The organism is Bacillus sp. PAMC28748 (assembly GCF_014250415.1).
GTDB classification, from domain to species: domain Bacteria; phylum Bacillota; class Bacilli; order Bacillales; family Bacillaceae; genus Bacillus; species Bacillus licheniformis.
In genome coordinates, this window is the sequence record NZ_CP060192.1 from 1,542,537 (window position 1) to 1,558,882 (window position 16,346).

The following is a 16,346-nucleotide window of genomic DNA, read 5'->3' on the forward strand; positions in this document are numbered from 1 at the left end:
CGTTCCAAAAGGAAGCGGGCTGTCTTCGTGTATTATTGTGCGCTGTTTTTCCAGTTGGTCAAATTGTCGAACACCTCTTTTGTAATCCGGGTGCCTCTGTTGTACGAGGAGCCGCCGTATACTCCATTTGTGTGTACGGCAAGCGAGCACGGACCGCTGCAGTTCGTTCTGGAGCTGCTTTGTTCGAATACCGGTGAACCGCTTTGTCCTCCGTACGTGTCCATTGCGTACTGCAATTTATACGTTTCGGAGATGGCAATCGGTCCTGAATGCTGCCATTGTGTGCCTGCTGTTTTATCGCCTGGGTAGCCGCTGATGGTAACAGTTGTCCCAACAAGTGATGAAGTAGTGTACGAGTATCCGAAGTATCCGACAGTATTGCCGATCGGTTCGCTTAGTTCGATTGCGCCGTAATCGTAATTGGTGTTTCCGCTTCTCCATCCTGACGGAATAAAGTAGCGCGTCGATTTAACTGAGCCGTAAGGATAGCTTGTCCCGTTCCGTCCCGGCGAAACAGTGGCTGTACCGGCAAATGAACCGCTTGATGTGTCATAGATGCAGTGTCCGGCTGTTGCGACGGTTTTCGGACCGATCATCCATCCGGTGCATGAACCGATGCTGCTTGAAATATGAACGATCGCTCTGTACGGATATGCGGTTGTGTTGGTGACCCTTGTCCGATCATCAGAACCAATCACCGATTTAATGCTGTAAGGAGCTTTGGCGGGTGACTTTTTTTCCGCTTTTTCCTTTGTTTCATTCACTTTGCCGGTGCCTGTAAACGCTTTTGAATACAAGCCGTATTGATCGCTCTTAATGTTTGGGTCATAAGTAACCGATGTTTCCGCTTTGTATGAAGGATCGCTTGAAACAGGAGTATGAGGCGATGGCGCGGCTTGGGCCGGGTGCATACCTAAAGAATAAATAGAAATACCAATGAGACCTGTGATCAAACCTCGTTTAACACTCTTTTTACTAACCAAATCATATCACTTCCTTATTTTGTTGTAAGTACAAGTTAGATATTAACAAAATAATTCTGAATTTTCCATATGTTTAAAAAAGATCATACTAAAGGTGTGTATTAACATTTTGTTTGATCATATTGATACCGGGTAATGTACATGGAGAAAAGAAATTGAGGGGTGTTTAGGTTGTATAGTGATTTAAAAGGAAAAACAGCAATTGTGACCGGCTCTTCAAAAGGTATAGGCAAGGCGGTTGCAGAACGGTTTGGAAAAGAAAAGATGAATGTGGTTGTCAATTATCACAGCGATCCCGGAGGCGCACGGGAAGCCGTCGACAATATTCAAGCAGCGGGCGGAAACGCCCTTGCGATAGAAGCTGACGTGTCTTCCGAAGAGGACGTGAAAAAGCTGATTAATTCAGCAGTTGAACACTTTGGTTCACTTGATGTTATGGTCAATAATTCAGGATTTAACGGCGCGGGCGCCTTTCCGCACGAACTTGAGCTTGATGAGTGGCAGAAAGTGATCGACGTTAATTTAACCGGTGCGTTTCTCTGCGCACGCGAAGCCTTAAAATATATGGCGGACCGCCGCATGAAAGGAAGCATACTCAATATATCCAGCGTTCATCAGCAAATTCCGAGACCGAAAAATGTTCACTACTCCGCTTCAAAAGGCGGAATGAAGCTGTTAACAGAAACGCTTGCCCTAGACTATGCGGACAAAGGAATCCGCGTCAATGCGATTGCGCCGGGAACGATTGCGACCGAAAGCAATGAAGACTTGGAGGGAAGCCGCAAGTCGGAACAGCTGAAAAAGATACCCATGAACGAATTTGGCGAGCCTGAACAAGTGGCTTCCGCAGCGGCATGGCTTGTGTCGCAAGAAGCCGCCTATGTAACGGGCGCGACTTTATTCGTTGACGGCGGCATGACGCTGTATCCATCACAGCTGGAATAGCAAAGGCCGTTTTTTCAGCTCCCGTTCTGCCCTTTATTGAATGGCGGAATGGGGGCTTTTTTAATTGTGTTACCTTTTATTTTATAGTAAAAGAAACGAGTTTAATATATACCGTGCATCGCGCTGATCAGGTTGCTATTACAACTTTCAATAAAAGGAGATTATGATGCAAAACAATATCGTTCACATTGCCTTCGGCGAGTCTGCCGGCGGCAGTATAAACATGATGCTCAAACAGTCGGGAGGAACCCATGAAAAGAGTCTGATCGTTCTGCCTGAATTATTTTCCATCGGACCGCTTCAAAAGCTGGAAGCCAAAGAAGGCAGGGTCAATCGTTATGAATGGTTGAAAACATATCTGAATGACCGATTTCACGAGTCTGGAAAGAGATACAGCCGTTTTGAAGTGGCGGTTTCTGCATTGTCCGGCATTCCTGAGCAAGCCTCTGTCTTTATATGGACAGGAGATCATGCACACGAACAGACTGGACTGAGGTTTGTACACCATATCCTCCGACAAATGAACCTGGCTGTTTTCCATTTGAATACGACGAAGTTCTTCCCCCATACCCGGAGTTCTGGTGAATTGAATGATGAAAACCTGAGATTCATTTATGAACAAGGGGATCAGGCGGCTGTGACAGCCGCTGAAGGACGGCGCCTTGCAGAGGAATGGACAGCGCTGTCTCAGCAGACAAGCGTGTTGCGGGTATGGGAAGACGGTAGAATCAAAAGCGTGAAGGAGGATTTTTTTGATTCGTTCATAATCGAAAAACTGGCTCAGCTTCAAAAAAACCGTTCAGCCAACACCTTTATCAACTGTCTCAGCTTGATCGGCGAAGTCATTGGCCATCTGGAGGAGAACATCGGAGATGAATTTATCGAGTACCGCATTTTAGAGCTGATCCGCAAAGGTATTTTTGAGATGAAAGGCACAACAAAAGGAATGAGATATTTTAATGTCAGGTTAAAAAATGTCATGTAAGTTCACCAGTTAAATCCAATTATCTCAATTTTCATGAAACGATTGATAGTATATTTCGTATACATAAGGAGAAGAAAATGAAAGAGAGGTAGACAGGATTTGGTTCGTGAACAGTTAAAACAAAAAGCGCAATCCATCAGTAAGGTTCCCCCACATTATCAGCTCATGATCGAAGATTACGGAGAGAAGTACGAAAAAGAGAGGCGGGTTTTTTTCGCTTGGCAGGACATTGAAGAGCCGGAGCGGGACATATCGGTGGAGTTAGATCATCAAGGCCGCTTAATCAGTTTGACAAAAGAGTATGAACCGGTGGTGGAGGAAGCTCTTCCTGATGAAAGGCTGCTGCAAATCGCCCTTCAGTTTACAGAACAGCATTACCCGAATGCGCCTTATGAATTTGTTTTCCATGAAAAGAAGGTAACAGAACAATTCGTTCGTTTTACGTATGTTCAGACTGTCCTTGATCTTCCGCTGCCGCAGACGGGCTTTTATGTCCGGGTCGCCAAGAACGGAGAGGTGATTGAGTTTCGCTATAACGGCGGGACGAGCTCTTTCTCCATTCCAAAGCAGATAGCTGATAAGCAATCGGTAACAGCCGATTATCTTGAACATGTTCAATTCGAATTGGCGGTTGAAAAAATCCGCAGTGAACTTTATGAAGGGGGAGATGATCTCCCGCATCTTATTTACGAAGCAGACTTGCCGTTTTTCAGCTATCCCGCCGATATCACGGAAAAACGCCAGATGAAGCCTGCGGCTGATGACGAGGAAGAAGAAGACACATTGCCGCTCCCTGTGCTGCCTGAGGCTGACCGTCATGCTGATATCGATGACATGATCGGCTTTACCCCTTCGATGCGAAAAATCCGCGAAACCGATTTGGGAGAGTCAATTGGAACAGTGTGGCGCCTGGGAGACGACCCTGAGCCGAGAGATCGGAGTATAGCCGGCTACTTTGAAACATGGAACCAAAATACGTTGAAAATCGTGAAAGACAAAAACTCGGGGAAGCTCAAAGGAATCGCTTCTTTTATCAAATCGGAAGGACCCCCTGTCTTGAGCGGGGAAGACTGCTTGAAACGGGCGCTGCAATTTTTGTACAGGCTTTATCCCGACGCTGATCGGCTTTTTCGAATGCATCCGGCGGAAAATGACGGGGACAGGTCAAACGCATTTTTTCAATTTGATCTTCAATACAAAGGGGTGCCGTTAAGGCTTGGCTCTGCCAATATCAGCATCAATCGGACAACCGGCAGGGTCGTCGGTTATCACGGCCCGGAAATCGAGCCGGAAACGCTGATCGATCTGAGTCCTTCGCCATCCATTTCAGAGGAGGAAGCGAAAGCCGTTTTTGCAGCGGCATTTGATGTGAAGCTGCAGTGGGAAAGGGACTACAGTCGGGAAAAGGATGACTTCTACAGGCTTGTCTACCGGCCGGTATACCCTTACTTTATCGATGCCCATGACGGAAAGGCGTTTATGAGCAAAAACATATAATAAACGGCGGCTGGCTGGGGTGGAAAAGCCCCCGGCCGCCGCCTCTTGTAAGATCAAATATCGTCCTCGGCTCCAGTGGAGATCGGATGGTCTGGGTAGCTGATCCAATCGCTCCAGCTGCCGGCATACAGCTTCACATTTTCAAATCCGGCTTCTTTTAAGCCGAGTACATTCGGGCAGGCTGATACGCCCGATCCGCAATAGACGACGATTTCACTGCCCGGGTCCAAAGCAGCGTAATGCTGTCTGAGCTGTTCTTTGCTTTTCCATAATCCGCCTTCGGTTAGATTGCCTTTCCAAAAAAAGTTTTTAGCGCCGGGAATATGGCCGGCCCGATGATCGAGAGGCTCGGTTTCCCCGGTGTATCTTGAAGGATCGCGCGCATCGATCAGAATGGAGCCTTCTCTGCCGATTCGCTTCAGTACTTCTTTGGCATCGAGCAGTTCGTTTTCTCTGAGCGCCGGCTTAAATTCGCGCTCGCTAGGACGAGGATCCTCGGCGTTCACCTCGTAGCCCGCTTTGATCCAGTTGGACAGTCCCCCATCCATGATATAGACGCTGTCATGCCCGAGATAGTGAAGCTGCCACCAAAAGCGCGCTGCAAACATGCCGCCGCTGTCATCATAAACAACGACATCTGTTTGCCGGTCAATGCCGATTTTTCCAAGCTTCGCGGCCAGAAGGTCAGGGTCTTGAAGCGGGTGTCTGCCGCCGTGCTCTTCCGGGTTGCGCGACAGATCTTCTTTTAAATCAATGAAAACGGCTCCGGGCACATGGCCTTTCGTATACGCTTTTCGGCCTTCGTCCGGTTTTGTCAAATGAAACCTCACGTCGACAATAACTGTTTGGTCCGTTTTTTCCATTAATCGTTTGTATACCCATTCAGGGCTTTTTAATACTGACAATTCACGATCCCTCCGTTCCCCTTTGTTTTTTCTCGGGTTCTGATAATAGAAGAATAGCTTTCTTTCATGGGCAATGTCAAAGATAAATCCCGAAATCGTCATCACCTAAATGAAACAGAATATGATAAAGGTGACGACATCATGGGGGTGACTAAAAATGGCAGTCGTTCAGGCTTCTTCTAAAGATATCAGTCTTTTGGCAAGACTTTTGAGAGCGGAGGCTGAAGGCGAGGGCGTGCAAGGTATGCTTATGGTCGGAAATGTCGGAATCAATCGCATCAGGGCAAACTGTTCCGACTTTGTGGGACTTCGCACCATTCCGCAAATGATCCATCAGCCGCATGCCTTTGAAGCCGTGACGCACGGTTATTTCTATCAAAGGGCGCGGGAAAGCGAAAGGCGTTTGGCACGCAGGGCGGTCAACGGGGAGCGGCTTTGGCCGGCAAAGTTCAGTTTGTGGTATTTCAGACCGGCGGGGGCGTGTCCCGCACAGTGGTACAATCAGCCGCATGTCGGCCGCTTTAAATCGCATTGTTTTTACGAGCCGACAGCGGAAGAGTGTGAGAATGTCTATAATACGTTCTAACAAAAACATCCCTTTTCAACGGTTTTTGAAAAGGGATGTTTTTCGTTCAAAATAATTCTGCCAGTCTTTCGTAAGACTGCTTCTTATCTTCAAACCGGTAGACGTTAGTTAAAATCATAAACTCATCTGTTTGATATCGTTCAGAAAGCTCGAGCAGTTTTCTTTTGACTGTTTGAGGAGACCCGATCACCATACGGCTGCGGTTTTGGGCAAGCTTCTTTTTATCGGCAGCTGTGTAAGCGGCCGATTTCGCCTCTTCAATGCTTGGGACAAGGCTGTCCAGCCCTTTTTCAACCCGGAGAAGCCATAAATCTTGGCTCAAGCAGAGCTCCTCGGCTTTTTCATCGGACTCCGCACAAACGACGAAAACGGCGGCCAATGATTGGGGGCGTTTAAAGAAAGGGGAAGGCCGAAAGCTTTCACGGTATGATTGAAAGGCGTTCTTTCCTCTCGCGGGAGAGATGAAATGGCCGAATACGTATCCCGCTCCCATGCTACCGGCCAATTTTGCGCTGTTTTCTCCCAGGCCTAAAAGCCACACCTCCGGGGGCGAATCCGTCAAAGGGGAGGCTTTAATTCCGAAGTAATCATGTCCGGAAGGCACGGAATCAGTCAGAAAGCTAACCAAGTCTTGTAACTGTCTCGGGAATTCGTGCAGGCTTTTATGAACCCCGTCTGTCAGCGCCAGCCTCGTTTTAGTTGTGCCTCCCGGAGAGCGGCCGATCCCCAGGTCAATTCTCCCGGGATAAAGGGCTTCAAGCTGCCGAAAGTTTTCAGCCACTTTAAAGGGACTGTATTGGGGCAGCAGAACGCCGCCCGAACCGACGCGAATATTCGCCGTCTTTGCCGCAATGTGTGCGATCATGATTTCTGGAGCGGTGCTGGCAAGCCCCCGTGTGCTGTGATGCTCGGCAAACCAATACCTTTTGTACCCCCATTGATCCGCAAGTTCCGCCAGCTCTGCAGAATGCTTTAGAGCTGAATGCGCATCCGAGCCTTTTGATATAGGAACCTGGTCAAGAATGCTGAGCTGCATCAATTGTCACCGGCCTTCCTTTCGTTTTCTTGTTCAGTAAGACAAGCATATGAAAAACAGCAGATAGGGTCAAATCGAAGAGAATACGAGAGACAAAACATGATTAGTCAAAACATGACACCGTTGAAACAAAAACGAAATATAAATGTAATATAAATTGGCGCCTATTGTCGAAAATAGATGGTATAATAACGTCTGTACATTAGAAACGGATATATAAATCATAGGTCATAAGATTCATTTTTTAATAATGTTCAATCGAATTTACATAATGAAAAAACAAGAATACATAAAGGAAAGAGGAGTAGAAAGTGAAGAAAAAGGTTTATACTTTTGGTTTAGCGTCGATTCTCGGAACAGCTAGTCTATTTACCCCCTTTATGAACAACACGGCATCGGCAGAAACATCTCAGCAAAAACAAGAAATTCAGCAAAAGCGTTCTGAAGTGAATTCAGGCATCGAGAGCAAGCGGAAAGAAATCGCCAAGCTGCAAGACGAGCAGAAAAAGCTTGAAGGTAAAATCCAAGAGCTTGATAAAAAAGCACTTGAAACAAGCAACAAAATCGAAGACAAAGAAAAAGAAAACAAAAAAACGAAAAAAGAAGTGGAAGCTCTGAAAAAAGAAATCAAAGAAACCGAAAAACGGATTGAAGAGCGTTCAAAAGTGATTAAAAATCGCGTGCGCAGCCTGCAGGAAAACGGCGGATCCCAAAACTATTTGAATGTCCTTCTGGGCGCACAAAGCTTCGGAGATTTTATCACTCGTGCAACTGCTGTTTCAACAATTGTTGATGCGGACAAAGACCTGCTTGACGAGCAGGAGAAAGATAAAAACAAGCTTGAAAAAGCAATGTCTGATTTAAATACAAAACTGGACGAAATCCAAAAAACACTAGCCGATTTAAAAACGCTTAAATCGGATCTTGATAAACAGCTGAAAGAACAGGCAAACCTTTCTAAGCAGCTGCAAACGAAGCAAGCGGCAGCAGAATCAGAGCTGAGCGATCTGAAAAAAGAAGCGGGCTCTCTGACAAAAGAAGAAGCCGCTCTTGAACAAAAGCTTAAAGAAGAAAGAGCTGCGGCGGCTGCAGCAGCAAAAGCGAAAGAAGAATCTGCGACGGCTGAAAAGTCTGATTCAGGATCTTCATCAAGCTCAAATTCAGGTTCAGTCAGCAAATCTGACGGATCGTCCAACAGCGGTTCTTCAAGCAGCAAGAAAAGCAGCAGCCCGTCAAGAAACTACTCTTCCGGTTCTGTTGTAAGCAGCAATGGAAACGCGATTGAAGCTGCCATCAGCACAGGTTCAAGCATTGTCGGCAGATCTCCGTACAAATGGGGAGGCGGACGTTCACAAGCTGATATCGACAACCGCCGCTTCGACTGCTCATCATTCGTACGCTGGGCTTATGCATCAGCAGGCGTAGAGCTTGGATTCGGTGCGACAACAAGCACGCTTGTCGGCAAGGGACGAGCTGTCAGCGCGTCTGAAATGAAGCGCGGAGACTTGGTCTTCTTTGACACATACAAAACGAACGGCCACGTGGGCATTTATCTTGGCAATGGCACATTCCTGAACGATAACAGCTCACGCGGGGTATCCGTCGATTCTATGAGCAACCCGTACTGGAAGAAAGCTTTCAACGGAGTTGTAAGACGGGTCGTTGAATAAAATATTATACTGAGACAAACGCCGTTCCCGATCGGGAGCGGCGTTTTTATTTTACAGCGGCAAGTCGCGCTTTTTAAAAATGAGAATGCTGAGTGCGAAGGCGGCAAAACCGACTGCGGCGAGAACAAGAGACACTTGAGCGATGTCGGTGCTTCCGTTCACAATATCGCCCGGTCTGAATAAAGAGAAAACCGACAGGCTCCTCAGCCATTCTGTTTTTTCGCTTAATTTGCCTAGCAAGTCGAAGCTGAAGAATAAGAACGTGATGCCTCCGGAAAGTCCGAGGGCTCTTTTTTCATCATTTGAAATGGCCGAAAAGAGGAACGAAATGCCGCCGACTGCAAAGAAGAGCAGAAAGCCAAGCAGGTTCAGAACGAGGAACCTTGACACATTAAAATCGTAATCACCGCCCAGCATCAAATGGTAGCCGGCCAGTCCGACCGCTGTCGTCACGGCCATAATGATCAAAAGACCTGTCGTTAAGACGGCTGCTTGGGTGAAAGCCACTTTTCCGCGCGTTGTCGGCGCAGACAGAATATAGGCCATTGACCCTTGATCCACCAGCTTTGCCAAAAGCTTTGTCGACAGCATGACAGAGAAGATCGATAAGATCACGATAAAGATTAATCCGTAATATTCTCCAGATATAAAATCTTCAAGATTCCCAAGTCCGTTTTCAAACCCAAAAGCATTGAGAAAGCCTTCCGGCATCGATTTGATCATTTTCTCAATATCCTCCGCATTGCCCGCGATGCTTGGATAAATGCCCAGTATCAAAAGGATATAAAATGCGGAGCCTACTCCGTAGCTCATGATTCCTTTCATGTTTGTTCTCAGCATTTGTTTATACAGGGAGAGGTTCATTGCGCTGTCCCCTTTCTGTTATAGTAGTTCATAAAAATTTCTTCCAAGCTTTGTGATGAAGCATCAATGTGCCGAATGTGATATTTGGCGGTTTCTTTAATAAATTGATCATGGTTCCCTAAAACGGCCACTTTGACGCGGTTGTCCGTCCGGGACTCAATTTGCAGACCTGAATTCATGAAGGCGGGAATGTCGCCCGTGTTTTCAAATGTGACTTCAAATACTTTTCGCTGCATCGACTGCAGTTCATGAATATCCTTGACGGCAATGATGATGCCGTCTTTTATAATGGCTGCTCTGTCACAGGTTCTTTCGATTTCCGGAAAGCTGTGGGAAGACATTAAAAACGTCGTTCCTTTCGCTTTTTCTTCGAGGACGATTTCAATAAATACTTTTTGCATCAGCGGATCGAGGCCTGATGTCGGTTCATCAAGAATAATCACTTCGGGGCTGTGCATAAAGGCGGCGACAATCCCGACCTTTTGCTTCATTCCTTTTGACATTTTTCTGATCGGAGTATGAACATCGAACTGGAGCCGTTCAATAAGTTCATTGCGCTTGGCTGTATCTTTTAAGCCGTGCATGTCTGCCATGAAATCGAGAAATTGTTTTCCCGTCATTCCTTCGATAAATGCAATCTCTCCGGGGAGATAGCCGATATGCCGCTGAATATCGCCCTGCTGCTTCAAAACATCCATTCCGTTTACTTTAATGTCGCCTTGATCAGGCTTCATAAACCCCATGATATGTCGGATGGTCGTCGATTTTCCGGCTCCGTTCGGCCCTAAAAACCCAAAAACTTCCCCTTTTTGAACATGAAAAGAAACATCAAAGATACCTTTGCCATTGGAAAACTTCTTCGTGAGCCGTTCAACAGTAAGCATGTGGAACCTCCGTAATGAAAATAATGAAATTTTAATAATTATAAATTACATAAATTATTTTAAGTTCTTATGAACTTTTTTGTCAATGAAAATTAATGAAATATATTTATGTTATAATTTCATTAAGAAAGATAAGTAAGGATGGTTATATGAACGGATTTGAAAAAAGGGCTTTGCTGATTAAGGAGAAGATCAAAAAGACGGCTTTGGATATGCTCAAAACATGGGAGCCAAAGCGCATCCGGATAACCGATATCGCAAAAGAGGCAAACGTTTCGCAGGTGACGATTTATAATTACTTTGGAAGCAAAGAAGCGCTCCTGAAAGAGGTTTTTAAAGATTATATCGATCAGTCCATCAGCGAGTTTGAAGAATATATGAACAAAGATATTTCTGTTAAAGAAAAAATTGAATTGATGATTTTGCAAAAAAGGGCAGCCAATAATCAAAAATTCGCTTTAACGGTCATCAAAGAGGTGATGATCGAAGACAGTGAAATTATGGATTATGTGAAGCAGCAATACGATGAAAAAATCATTCCCCTTATGCTCCAAATGATTGAAGAAGGTCATCGGACAGGCGAAATCTCTTCCAAAATCACCGCGGAAAGCTTTCTCATCTTTATGAATATGATCATTGAACATTCAAAAACATTGGGTAAAGCCTTTGAAAAAAACAGGAAGTTTACAGAGGAAATGCTGCACATTTTCTTCTATGGCTTGTGCGGCAGACCGTAGTGATAAATTTGACATCTCTGTCATTTCTGTGAACGCTTGAAACAATTTCCTTGCTTTTCCGTATATAAGGCAGATACAAAAAACGAAAGGATTTACTAAACGATGAAGCACTCCTTTTTCTTTTTTATGTTCATTGCCTTTTTTCTCGTCACTGGTTTTTCTGAAGCAGGCAAATCCTTTTCGATCGAGCGGGCTGATATACGCGCAACAGTAAAAGAAAACGGCGATTTAAGTGTAGAGGAAGTTTACAGATACGATTTTAAAGGTTCTTTTGAAGGGGCGACAAGATCGTTCAGCGAAGAAACCGCGAGCCGCCTGAAGAATTTTAAAGCCTATCTCCTTCCCGACCACCGGAGAAAAGGCGGTCAAGCCATCCCGTTAAAGACAAAGAAGGAAGACGGGACTTATTTTGCTTATTCGGCATCAAAGGATGAAACGAAAAATGTGATGTTTCGCTATGTGATCGAAGATGCCGCACAAAAGTTTGAAGATACGTCGATTTTGATCCATTCATTTTACCAAAAGGCAAATACCGATTTCGGCCGCGTAAAGATTGAAGTGCGCCTGCCTGATTCGGTAAAGGCACGGGATATTCATGCGTTTTTGCGTGAAAAAGGAAACGGAAAGATTACGAAGGTGAACGATTCATCGGTCACCTATGAGACAGGACTCTATCGCGCAGGCACGGGCTCCGAGCTGAGGATATATTTTCCGCAAAGCGCCTTGAAGGAGGCGGTCCGGCACCCTTCTTACCAGACAAAGGATGAGCTGCTGAAGGAGGAGAGAGACGAGGCGAAACGCTACGCTGAGCGGGATGAACGAATTGCCGGCGCTGAAAGGATGATTTTGATTTTTTCGGGGATTGTGGGGTTCATGGTCATCATGGCTGTCATGCTTTCGTTTTTGAAGAAGAGACGCCGCGCCATGCTTTCGTTTGAAGAACTCGAGTCCTTTGATCCCGTGCTTGTCGCATTTCTTTACAAAAAAGGCCGTTTCACAGACCGCGATCTCCTGGCCGGCCTGCTTTCGCTTTATCAGCGGGGATTGGTCACTATGCAGAAGGTGCAGGCTGAAGAGAGGTTTCTCGACGATCCTAAGGCGCCTGATGACACATATGAATTTGAATTCTCCGGAAGCAAGGCAGATTTGCCAAAGCCTGATCAGCTCTTAATCGAAAAACTTTTTGAGCAGACGGTCAGCGATACCTATATGTTCAGGCTGGATTCCCTCAGCGGGCCGACTGAGGAGGAATGCAAGCACAAGGAGCAGCTGGGAAAATATGAACGAAAGAGGATCATTCTTCAAAACGTGGTTCAAAAATGGACGGAAAGCGTCAGACAAGCGCCTGAATTCAGGGAACTGTTTCAAGAAAACCGCTGGCTGAGAATGCTGTCGCTTTCACTGCTTTCAGTCCATACCGGGCTCCTGCTCTTTATTCTGTATGCAGATGTGGTACATCAGGCCGGATTCATGGCGGCTTGCGTCATATTTGGTTTTGCACTGTCGGCAGGCATTGTTCTTGCGAAGTCAAAGCTGTATACGATTCTGTTTTTGGCCGGATTGTTTTTGGCGTCTGTTTTTACCGACAGCGTTCATACCATTTTGTATTACGGCATATGCGTCGGGCTGTCTATTTTATTAATTGCCTTCATTCCGGCCGTGAAAGAAAGCAGGTATGCCTCCATCTGCCGAAGATCGATTCTTTCCTGGAGGAACCATCTGAGAAAAGAAGATTTGTTCTCAGGGAGAAGCCTGTCACAAAACGAAAAAACGATGATCTTTGCAATTGTGCTTGAAGTGGAGGATGAATCTGCCGTGTGGCTCAATCAATCAGCAAACAGGCTTGATTACGCTTCCCCTGTACTGGGTATGGCTGCAGCCGGCTGTTTGCATTATCCGTTTTACAGCTGGCAGCTGCCGGATTCGCAGCAGCACGCCGGTGCATATGATGCAGGCGGTTCCGGAGCGGGCGGAGGCGACGGGGCAGGAGCTTTTTAAGTTGAAAGGGGCTGTCGCAACGACAGCCCCTTCAGATTATTTCAGTTCCCCGCTTTCGCTGTTCAGCAGTTTTGGTTCCGCGGGTGACAGGTTGATGTCCGTACGCTTTTGCCAAGCCGAACACCGGCATGTTATGGTAAAAAGCCTCATAGCGCCCTTTTGGAACCGAATACGTTTCATGATAGATGCCGACAGCGCCTGATGCGGCTGTTTTCTGATAAAAACGGCGCCAAGCCGCCATATGTTTATCACCCTTTGCATATGCTGTCAAATCTTCGAAAGAACGCCAATATTGAATAAGACAAATCGTCCTGAAATTGATGAATGATTCCATTGCTAAAAAGCCGAGGTTTTTGTTTTGATAAAGCTCCTTTATCATAGGGGGCATGGCGGTAAAAACCGGCCACCATTTATGAACAGCATGCCACTTGTTTACTCTCATCCCGATCACAAATACAACGACTTCATCTTCAGGGGCGGCCGTAAAAGGCTTGTTGATGATCGTTTTACCCATTGGTCCCTTCCTTTCCATTCAGCCGATTGATTGTGGCCTCACACCATTCAATTCCGGCCGAGGTGGTGCGTTTTCCATAATCCAACGTGAAAAGCCAGTACTCTCTGTCCTTTGAATGGGAGCTGCACGAAAGAATTGACTGCTCGATTGCTTTATATGCTTCAAGCCGTTCTTCAAGCTTTTGTTGGTACTCCTTCACTTTCAAAGCGGTTTTCTCCCGCGATTCTTCCTTGCTGAAAAACAGCTTCAGCAAAAACTCGTTTTTTTCTGAAGCGATGTCATTGATCGGTTCTTCAAGCCAGCTCTGCAGCGCTTTTTGACCTTCAGCGGTAATCATGTACTCTTTTCTGTCCTGCTTTTTGTCCGAGAGCGCCGGAGAAGCCGCGGCCCAGCCTGCTTCCGTTAATTGACGCAGTGCGGGATAAATTTGCCCGTAGCTGATTTTCCAAAAATGATTCAAACTTTGGTCGATCATTCGTTTCATTTCGTAACCCGTTCGGTAGCCGGCCGTAATCAATCCAAGCAGCGCGTAAGTCGTGTGATTTCTTTTTGTCATACAAACCGCCTTTCTATATCTATTTGATATATATCTTTTAGATACATCATATCAAAGGCGCTGACTTCGTGCAATCGCTACTATTGTTGTCGATAATTTGACCGGGATGAAAATGTGATAAAAAAATATCGAAAAACCGCGAAACTTTTCTCTGAATCTTTCCGTATATATAGTTAAGCAGGTTAAATAATGATTCATTGGTCTTGTATTTGTAAAGATATGAATCACGCTGGCGTGATAATTGGATCTTTCAAACTCTTATTCTCATCCAGCACTGTGATCTTTAAGGTTATGATTCAACGGAGGAGTGAACAGTTTGGCTATTTCTTTAGAGAAAGGTCAGCGGATTGATTTAACAAAAGGAAAAGCGGGGCTTTCGAAGATTTTAGTCGGTCTCGGCTGGGATCCGGTAGCGTCCGGAAGCGGCGGTTTTTTTGGAAAGCTGTTTGGGGGAGGAACCCCGAATATTGATTGTGACGCATCCGTGCTGATGCTGGAAAACGGAAGAGTCACAGAGAACAAGAACGTCATTTATTTCGGAAACTTGAGGAGCAGATGCGGCAGCATCGAACATACCGGAGATAATCTGACAGGCGAAGGCAGCGGAGATGATGAACAAATCATTGTAGATTTGCAAAAAGTTCCTTCGCATATTCATAAGCTTGTCTTTGTCGTGAATATATACGATTGCGTGAAACGAAGCCAGCATTTCGGAATGATCGAAAATGCCTTTATACGCATCGTCAACATGAATGATCGCAGTGAGATGGTCAAGTACAATCTGCGGGACGATTATTCTGGGCGGACAAGCCTGATTGCGGGCGAAATTTACCGTGACGGCGCCGAGTGGAAATTCACCGCTGTCGGAGAAGGCACAAACGATACGAGCATTACGGAAATCGTTAAACGCTACGCCTGACATTCATATAAGAAATGGGGAGATCAACATGGCAATTTCATTAGCAAAAGGACAAAAAATCGATTTAACAAAAACAAATCCCGGATTGTCGAAAGTTGTCGTCGGCCTTGGCTGGGATGTCAATCAATATGACGGCGGTGCTGATTTTGACCTGGATGCTAGCGTGTTCCTGCTCAACGCAGAAGGCAAGTGCTCTTCTGAAAAGGACTTTATTTTCTATAATCAGACCGAGGGCGCAGGCGGAGCTGTCATACATACAGGCGACAATCGGACAGGGGAAGGCGAAGGAGACGATGAGCAGGTAAAAATCAATTTGAATGCAGTGCCGGCCGATATTCAAAAGATTTCTTTTGTGATTACGATTCATGAAGCGGAGGCTCGCCGCCAAAATTTCGGACAGGTGTCAAATGCTTACGTTCGCGTGATCAATGAAGACTCGAACGAAGAGTTAATCCGCTATGATCTGGGTGAAGATTTCTCGATTGAAACAGCGCTGATCACGGGAGAGCTGTACCGCCACGGAGGGGAATGGAAGTTCTCAGCGATCGGCTCAGGCTATCAAGGCGGGCTGGCGAGGATCGCCACCGATTTCGGCCTGCAGGTCGGCTGATTTTGAAGATCCGGACAGCAGGCGCCGGATGGCGTCCGTTGGTCCGGCTGACATTTTCTTAAGGAGGTAGTATCGATGGCGATTCAATTATCTAAAGGACAAAGGATCGATTTAACGAAAACGAACCCCGGTTTGACGAAAGCGCTGATCGGTTTAGGCTGGGATACAAACAAATATACCGGCGGCGCCGATTTTGACTTGGACGCGTCGGCTTTTCTTGTCGATCAGAACGATCGATGCATCAATGATCACGACTTCGTTTTTTACAACAACCTCGAGCATCCAAGCGGCGCCGTGATTCATACGGGCGACAACCGGACAGGAGAAGGTGAAGGCGATGACGAGCAAATCATCGTCGATTTCTCAAAAATCCCCGCTCATGTTGAAAAGATCGGCATCACGGTGACGATTCACGAGGCGGAAAGCCGCAGCCAGAACTTTGGACAAGTCTCAAATGCGTTTGTCCGGCTCGTAGATGAATCAACAAATGAAGAGCTGCTTCGCTTTGACTTGGGAGAGGATTTTTCAATTGAGACAGCGGTTGTTGTTTGCGAATTGTACCGTCACGGAGGAGATTGGAAATTCAATGCCATCGGCAGCGGGTTTTCCGGCGGATTGGCATCGCTTTGCCGCAACTACGGCCTGCAAGTCTAGTTT

At 46.2% G+C, this 16,346-nt stretch carries 17 protein-coding genes; 10 read left to right on the top strand and 7 right to left on the bottom strand.

Going from position 1 to position 16,346, the window contains the following annotated elements; genetic code table 11:
* Positions 1–32 precede the first annotated feature (32 nt).
* Positions 33–983, bottom strand: a complete 951-nt coding sequence (locus H7F26_RS07925; RefSeq protein ID WP_003178689.1) for a trypsin-like serine peptidase — start codon at positions 981–983, stop codon at positions 33–35.
* Between the two features lie 171 nt (positions 984–1,154).
* Between H7F26_RS07925 and H7F26_RS07930 the strand changes: the two genes are divergently transcribed.
* The 3 genes from H7F26_RS07930 to H7F26_RS07940 all read left to right on the top strand — a co-directional run bounded on the left by H7F26_RS07930 (position 1,155) and on the right by H7F26_RS07940 (position 4,410).
* Entirely contained in the window at positions 1,155–1,928 is a 774-nt protein-coding gene (locus tag H7F26_RS07930) for a glucose 1-dehydrogenase (RefSeq protein ID WP_003178692.1), read from the top strand.
* A gap of 166 nt (positions 1,929–2,094) precedes the next feature.
* The gene (locus H7F26_RS07935; RefSeq protein ID WP_011197523.1) at positions 2,095–2,913 is read left to right on the top strand and encodes a DUF1835 domain-containing protein; all 819 of its coding nucleotides are present in this window, start codon (positions 2,095–2,097) and stop codon (positions 2,911–2,913) included.
* A 99-nt stretch (positions 2,914–3,012) separates the two neighbouring features.
* A complete protein-coding gene (locus tag H7F26_RS07940) occupies positions 3,013–4,410 on the top strand; it encodes a YcdB/YcdC domain-containing protein (RefSeq protein ID WP_003178696.1) in 1,398 nt (465 codons plus the stop codon).
* Positions 4,411–4,463: 53 nt separating this feature from the next.
* Here H7F26_RS07940 and H7F26_RS07945 read toward each other — a convergent pair whose 3' ends face one another.
* The gene (locus H7F26_RS07945) at positions 4,464–5,417 is read right to left on the bottom strand and encodes a sulfurtransferase (RefSeq protein WP_009330257.1); all 954 of its coding nucleotides are present in this window, start codon (positions 5,415–5,417) and stop codon (positions 4,464–4,466) included.
* 55 nt (positions 5,418–5,472) lie between these two features.
* Between H7F26_RS07945 and H7F26_RS07950 the strand changes: the two genes are divergently transcribed.
* On the top strand, positions 5,473–5,901 hold the full coding sequence (locus H7F26_RS07950; protein WP_003178702.1) for a cell wall hydrolase: 429 nt from the start codon (positions 5,473–5,475) through the stop codon (positions 5,899–5,901).
* A 46-nt stretch (positions 5,902–5,947) separates the two neighbouring features.
* On the opposite strand, the gene H7F26_RS07955 is transcribed toward H7F26_RS07950, so the two are convergent.
* Entirely contained in the window at positions 5,948–6,940 is a 993-nt protein-coding gene (locus tag H7F26_RS07955) for an LLM class flavin-dependent oxidoreductase (protein WP_003178703.1), read from the bottom strand.
* A 308-nt stretch (positions 6,941–7,248) separates the two neighbouring features.
* On the opposite strand from H7F26_RS07955, the gene H7F26_RS07960 reads away from it, so the two are divergent.
* Positions 7,249–8,607 (top strand): C40 family peptidase, encoded by a 1,359-nt coding sequence (locus H7F26_RS07960; RefSeq protein WP_003178705.1) that lies wholly within the window; start codon positions 7,249–7,251, stop codon positions 8,605–8,607.
* A gap of 51 nt (positions 8,608–8,658) precedes the next feature.
* Here H7F26_RS07960 and H7F26_RS07965 read toward each other — a convergent pair whose 3' ends face one another.
* Positions 8,659–9,471 (bottom strand): ABC transporter permease subunit, encoded by an 813-nt coding sequence (locus tag H7F26_RS07965; protein ID WP_185855248.1) that lies wholly within the window; start codon positions 9,469–9,471, stop codon positions 8,659–8,661.
* Complete coding sequence (locus H7F26_RS07970) at positions 9,468–10,355, bottom strand: ABC transporter ATP-binding protein (RefSeq protein WP_080627076.1); 888 nt, start codon at positions 10,353–10,355, stop codon at positions 9,468–9,470. The genes H7F26_RS07965 and H7F26_RS07970 overlap by 4 nt, the downstream gene beginning before the upstream one ends.
* 149 nt (positions 10,356–10,504) lie before the next feature.
* Between H7F26_RS07970 and H7F26_RS07975 the strand changes: the two genes are divergently transcribed.
* On the top strand, positions 10,505–11,092 hold the full coding sequence (locus H7F26_RS07975; protein WP_003178714.1) for a TetR/AcrR family transcriptional regulator: 588 nt from the start codon (positions 10,505–10,507) through the stop codon (positions 11,090–11,092).
* Positions 11,093–11,194: 102 nt separating this feature from the next.
* Positions 11,195–13,090, top strand: coding sequence for a DUF2207 domain-containing protein (locus H7F26_RS07980; protein ID WP_095240201.1), 1,896 nt, complete (start codon positions 11,195–11,197; stop codon positions 13,088–13,090).
* 31 nt (positions 13,091–13,121) lie between these two features.
* Here H7F26_RS07980 and H7F26_RS07985 read toward each other — a convergent pair whose 3' ends face one another.
* The gene (locus tag H7F26_RS07985) at positions 13,122–13,604 is read right to left on the bottom strand and encodes a DUF4188 domain-containing protein (protein ID WP_095240202.1); all 483 of its coding nucleotides are present in this window, start codon (positions 13,602–13,604) and stop codon (positions 13,122–13,124) included.
* Complete coding sequence (locus tag H7F26_RS07990) at positions 13,597–14,160, bottom strand: PadR family transcriptional regulator (RefSeq protein ID WP_003178719.1); 564 nt, start codon at positions 14,158–14,160, stop codon at positions 13,597–13,599. Before H7F26_RS07990 ends, H7F26_RS07985 begins: the two co-directional genes overlap by 8 nt.
* A 316-nt stretch (positions 14,161–14,476) precedes the next feature.
* Here H7F26_RS07990 and H7F26_RS07995 point away from each other — a divergent pair, with 316 nt between their 5' ends.
* From H7F26_RS07995 to H7F26_RS08005, 3 genes are all read left to right on the top strand, one after another.
* The gene (locus tag H7F26_RS07995) at positions 14,477–15,079 is read left to right on the top strand and encodes a TerD family protein (RefSeq protein WP_003178721.1); all 603 of its coding nucleotides are present in this window, start codon (positions 14,477–14,479) and stop codon (positions 15,077–15,079) included.
* Between the two features lie 28 nt (positions 15,080–15,107).
* The gene (locus tag H7F26_RS08000; protein WP_003178723.1) at positions 15,108–15,689 is read left to right on the top strand and encodes a TerD family protein; all 582 of its coding nucleotides are present in this window, start codon (positions 15,108–15,110) and stop codon (positions 15,687–15,689) included.
* 75 nt (positions 15,690–15,764) lie between these two features.
* The gene (locus H7F26_RS08005) at positions 15,765–16,343 is read left to right on the top strand and encodes a TerD family protein (RefSeq protein ID WP_003178725.1); all 579 of its coding nucleotides are present in this window, start codon (positions 15,765–15,767) and stop codon (positions 16,341–16,343) included.
* The last annotated feature ends 3 nt before the right edge of the window (positions 16,344–16,346 follow it).

Bases quoted from the DNA above. Each gene is read 5' to 3' on its own strand.
- H7F26_RS07935 (WP_011197523.1), top strand. From the start codon at position 2,095: ATGCAAAACAATATCGTTCACATTGCCTTCGGCGAGTCTGCCGGCGGC.
- H7F26_RS07945 (WP_009330257.1), bottom strand. From the start codon at position 5,417: ATGACGATTTCGGGATTTATCTTTGACATTGCCCATGAAAGAAAGCTA.
- H7F26_RS07950 (WP_003178702.1), top strand. From the start codon at position 5,473: ATGGCAGTCGTTCAGGCTTCTTCTAAAGATATCAGTCTTTTGGCAAGA.
- H7F26_RS07965 (WP_185855248.1), bottom strand. From the start codon at position 9,471: ATGAACCTCTCCCTGTATAAACAAATGCTGAGAACAAACATGAAAGGA.
- H7F26_RS07970 (WP_080627076.1), bottom strand. From the start codon at position 10,355: ATGCTTACTGTTGAACGGCTCACGAAGAAGTTTTCCAATGGCAAAGGT.
- H7F26_RS07975 (WP_003178714.1), top strand. From the start codon at position 10,505: ATGAACGGATTTGAAAAAAGGGCTTTGCTGATTAAGGAGAAGATCAAA.
- H7F26_RS07980 (WP_095240201.1), top strand. From the start codon at position 11,195: ATGAAGCACTCCTTTTTCTTTTTTATGTTCATTGCCTTTTTTCTCGTC.
- H7F26_RS07985 (WP_095240202.1), bottom strand. From the start codon at position 13,604: ATGGGTAAAACGATCATCAACAAGCCTTTTACGGCCGCCCCTGAAGAT.
- H7F26_RS07990 (WP_003178719.1), bottom strand. From the start codon at position 14,160: ATGACAAAAAGAAATCACACGACTTACGCGCTGCTTGGATTGATTACG.
- H7F26_RS08000 (WP_003178723.1), top strand. From the start codon at position 15,108: ATGGCAATTTCATTAGCAAAAGGACAAAAAATCGATTTAACAAAAACA.
- H7F26_RS08005 (WP_003178725.1), top strand. From the start codon at position 15,765: ATGGCGATTCAATTATCTAAAGGACAAAGGATCGATTTAACGAAAACG.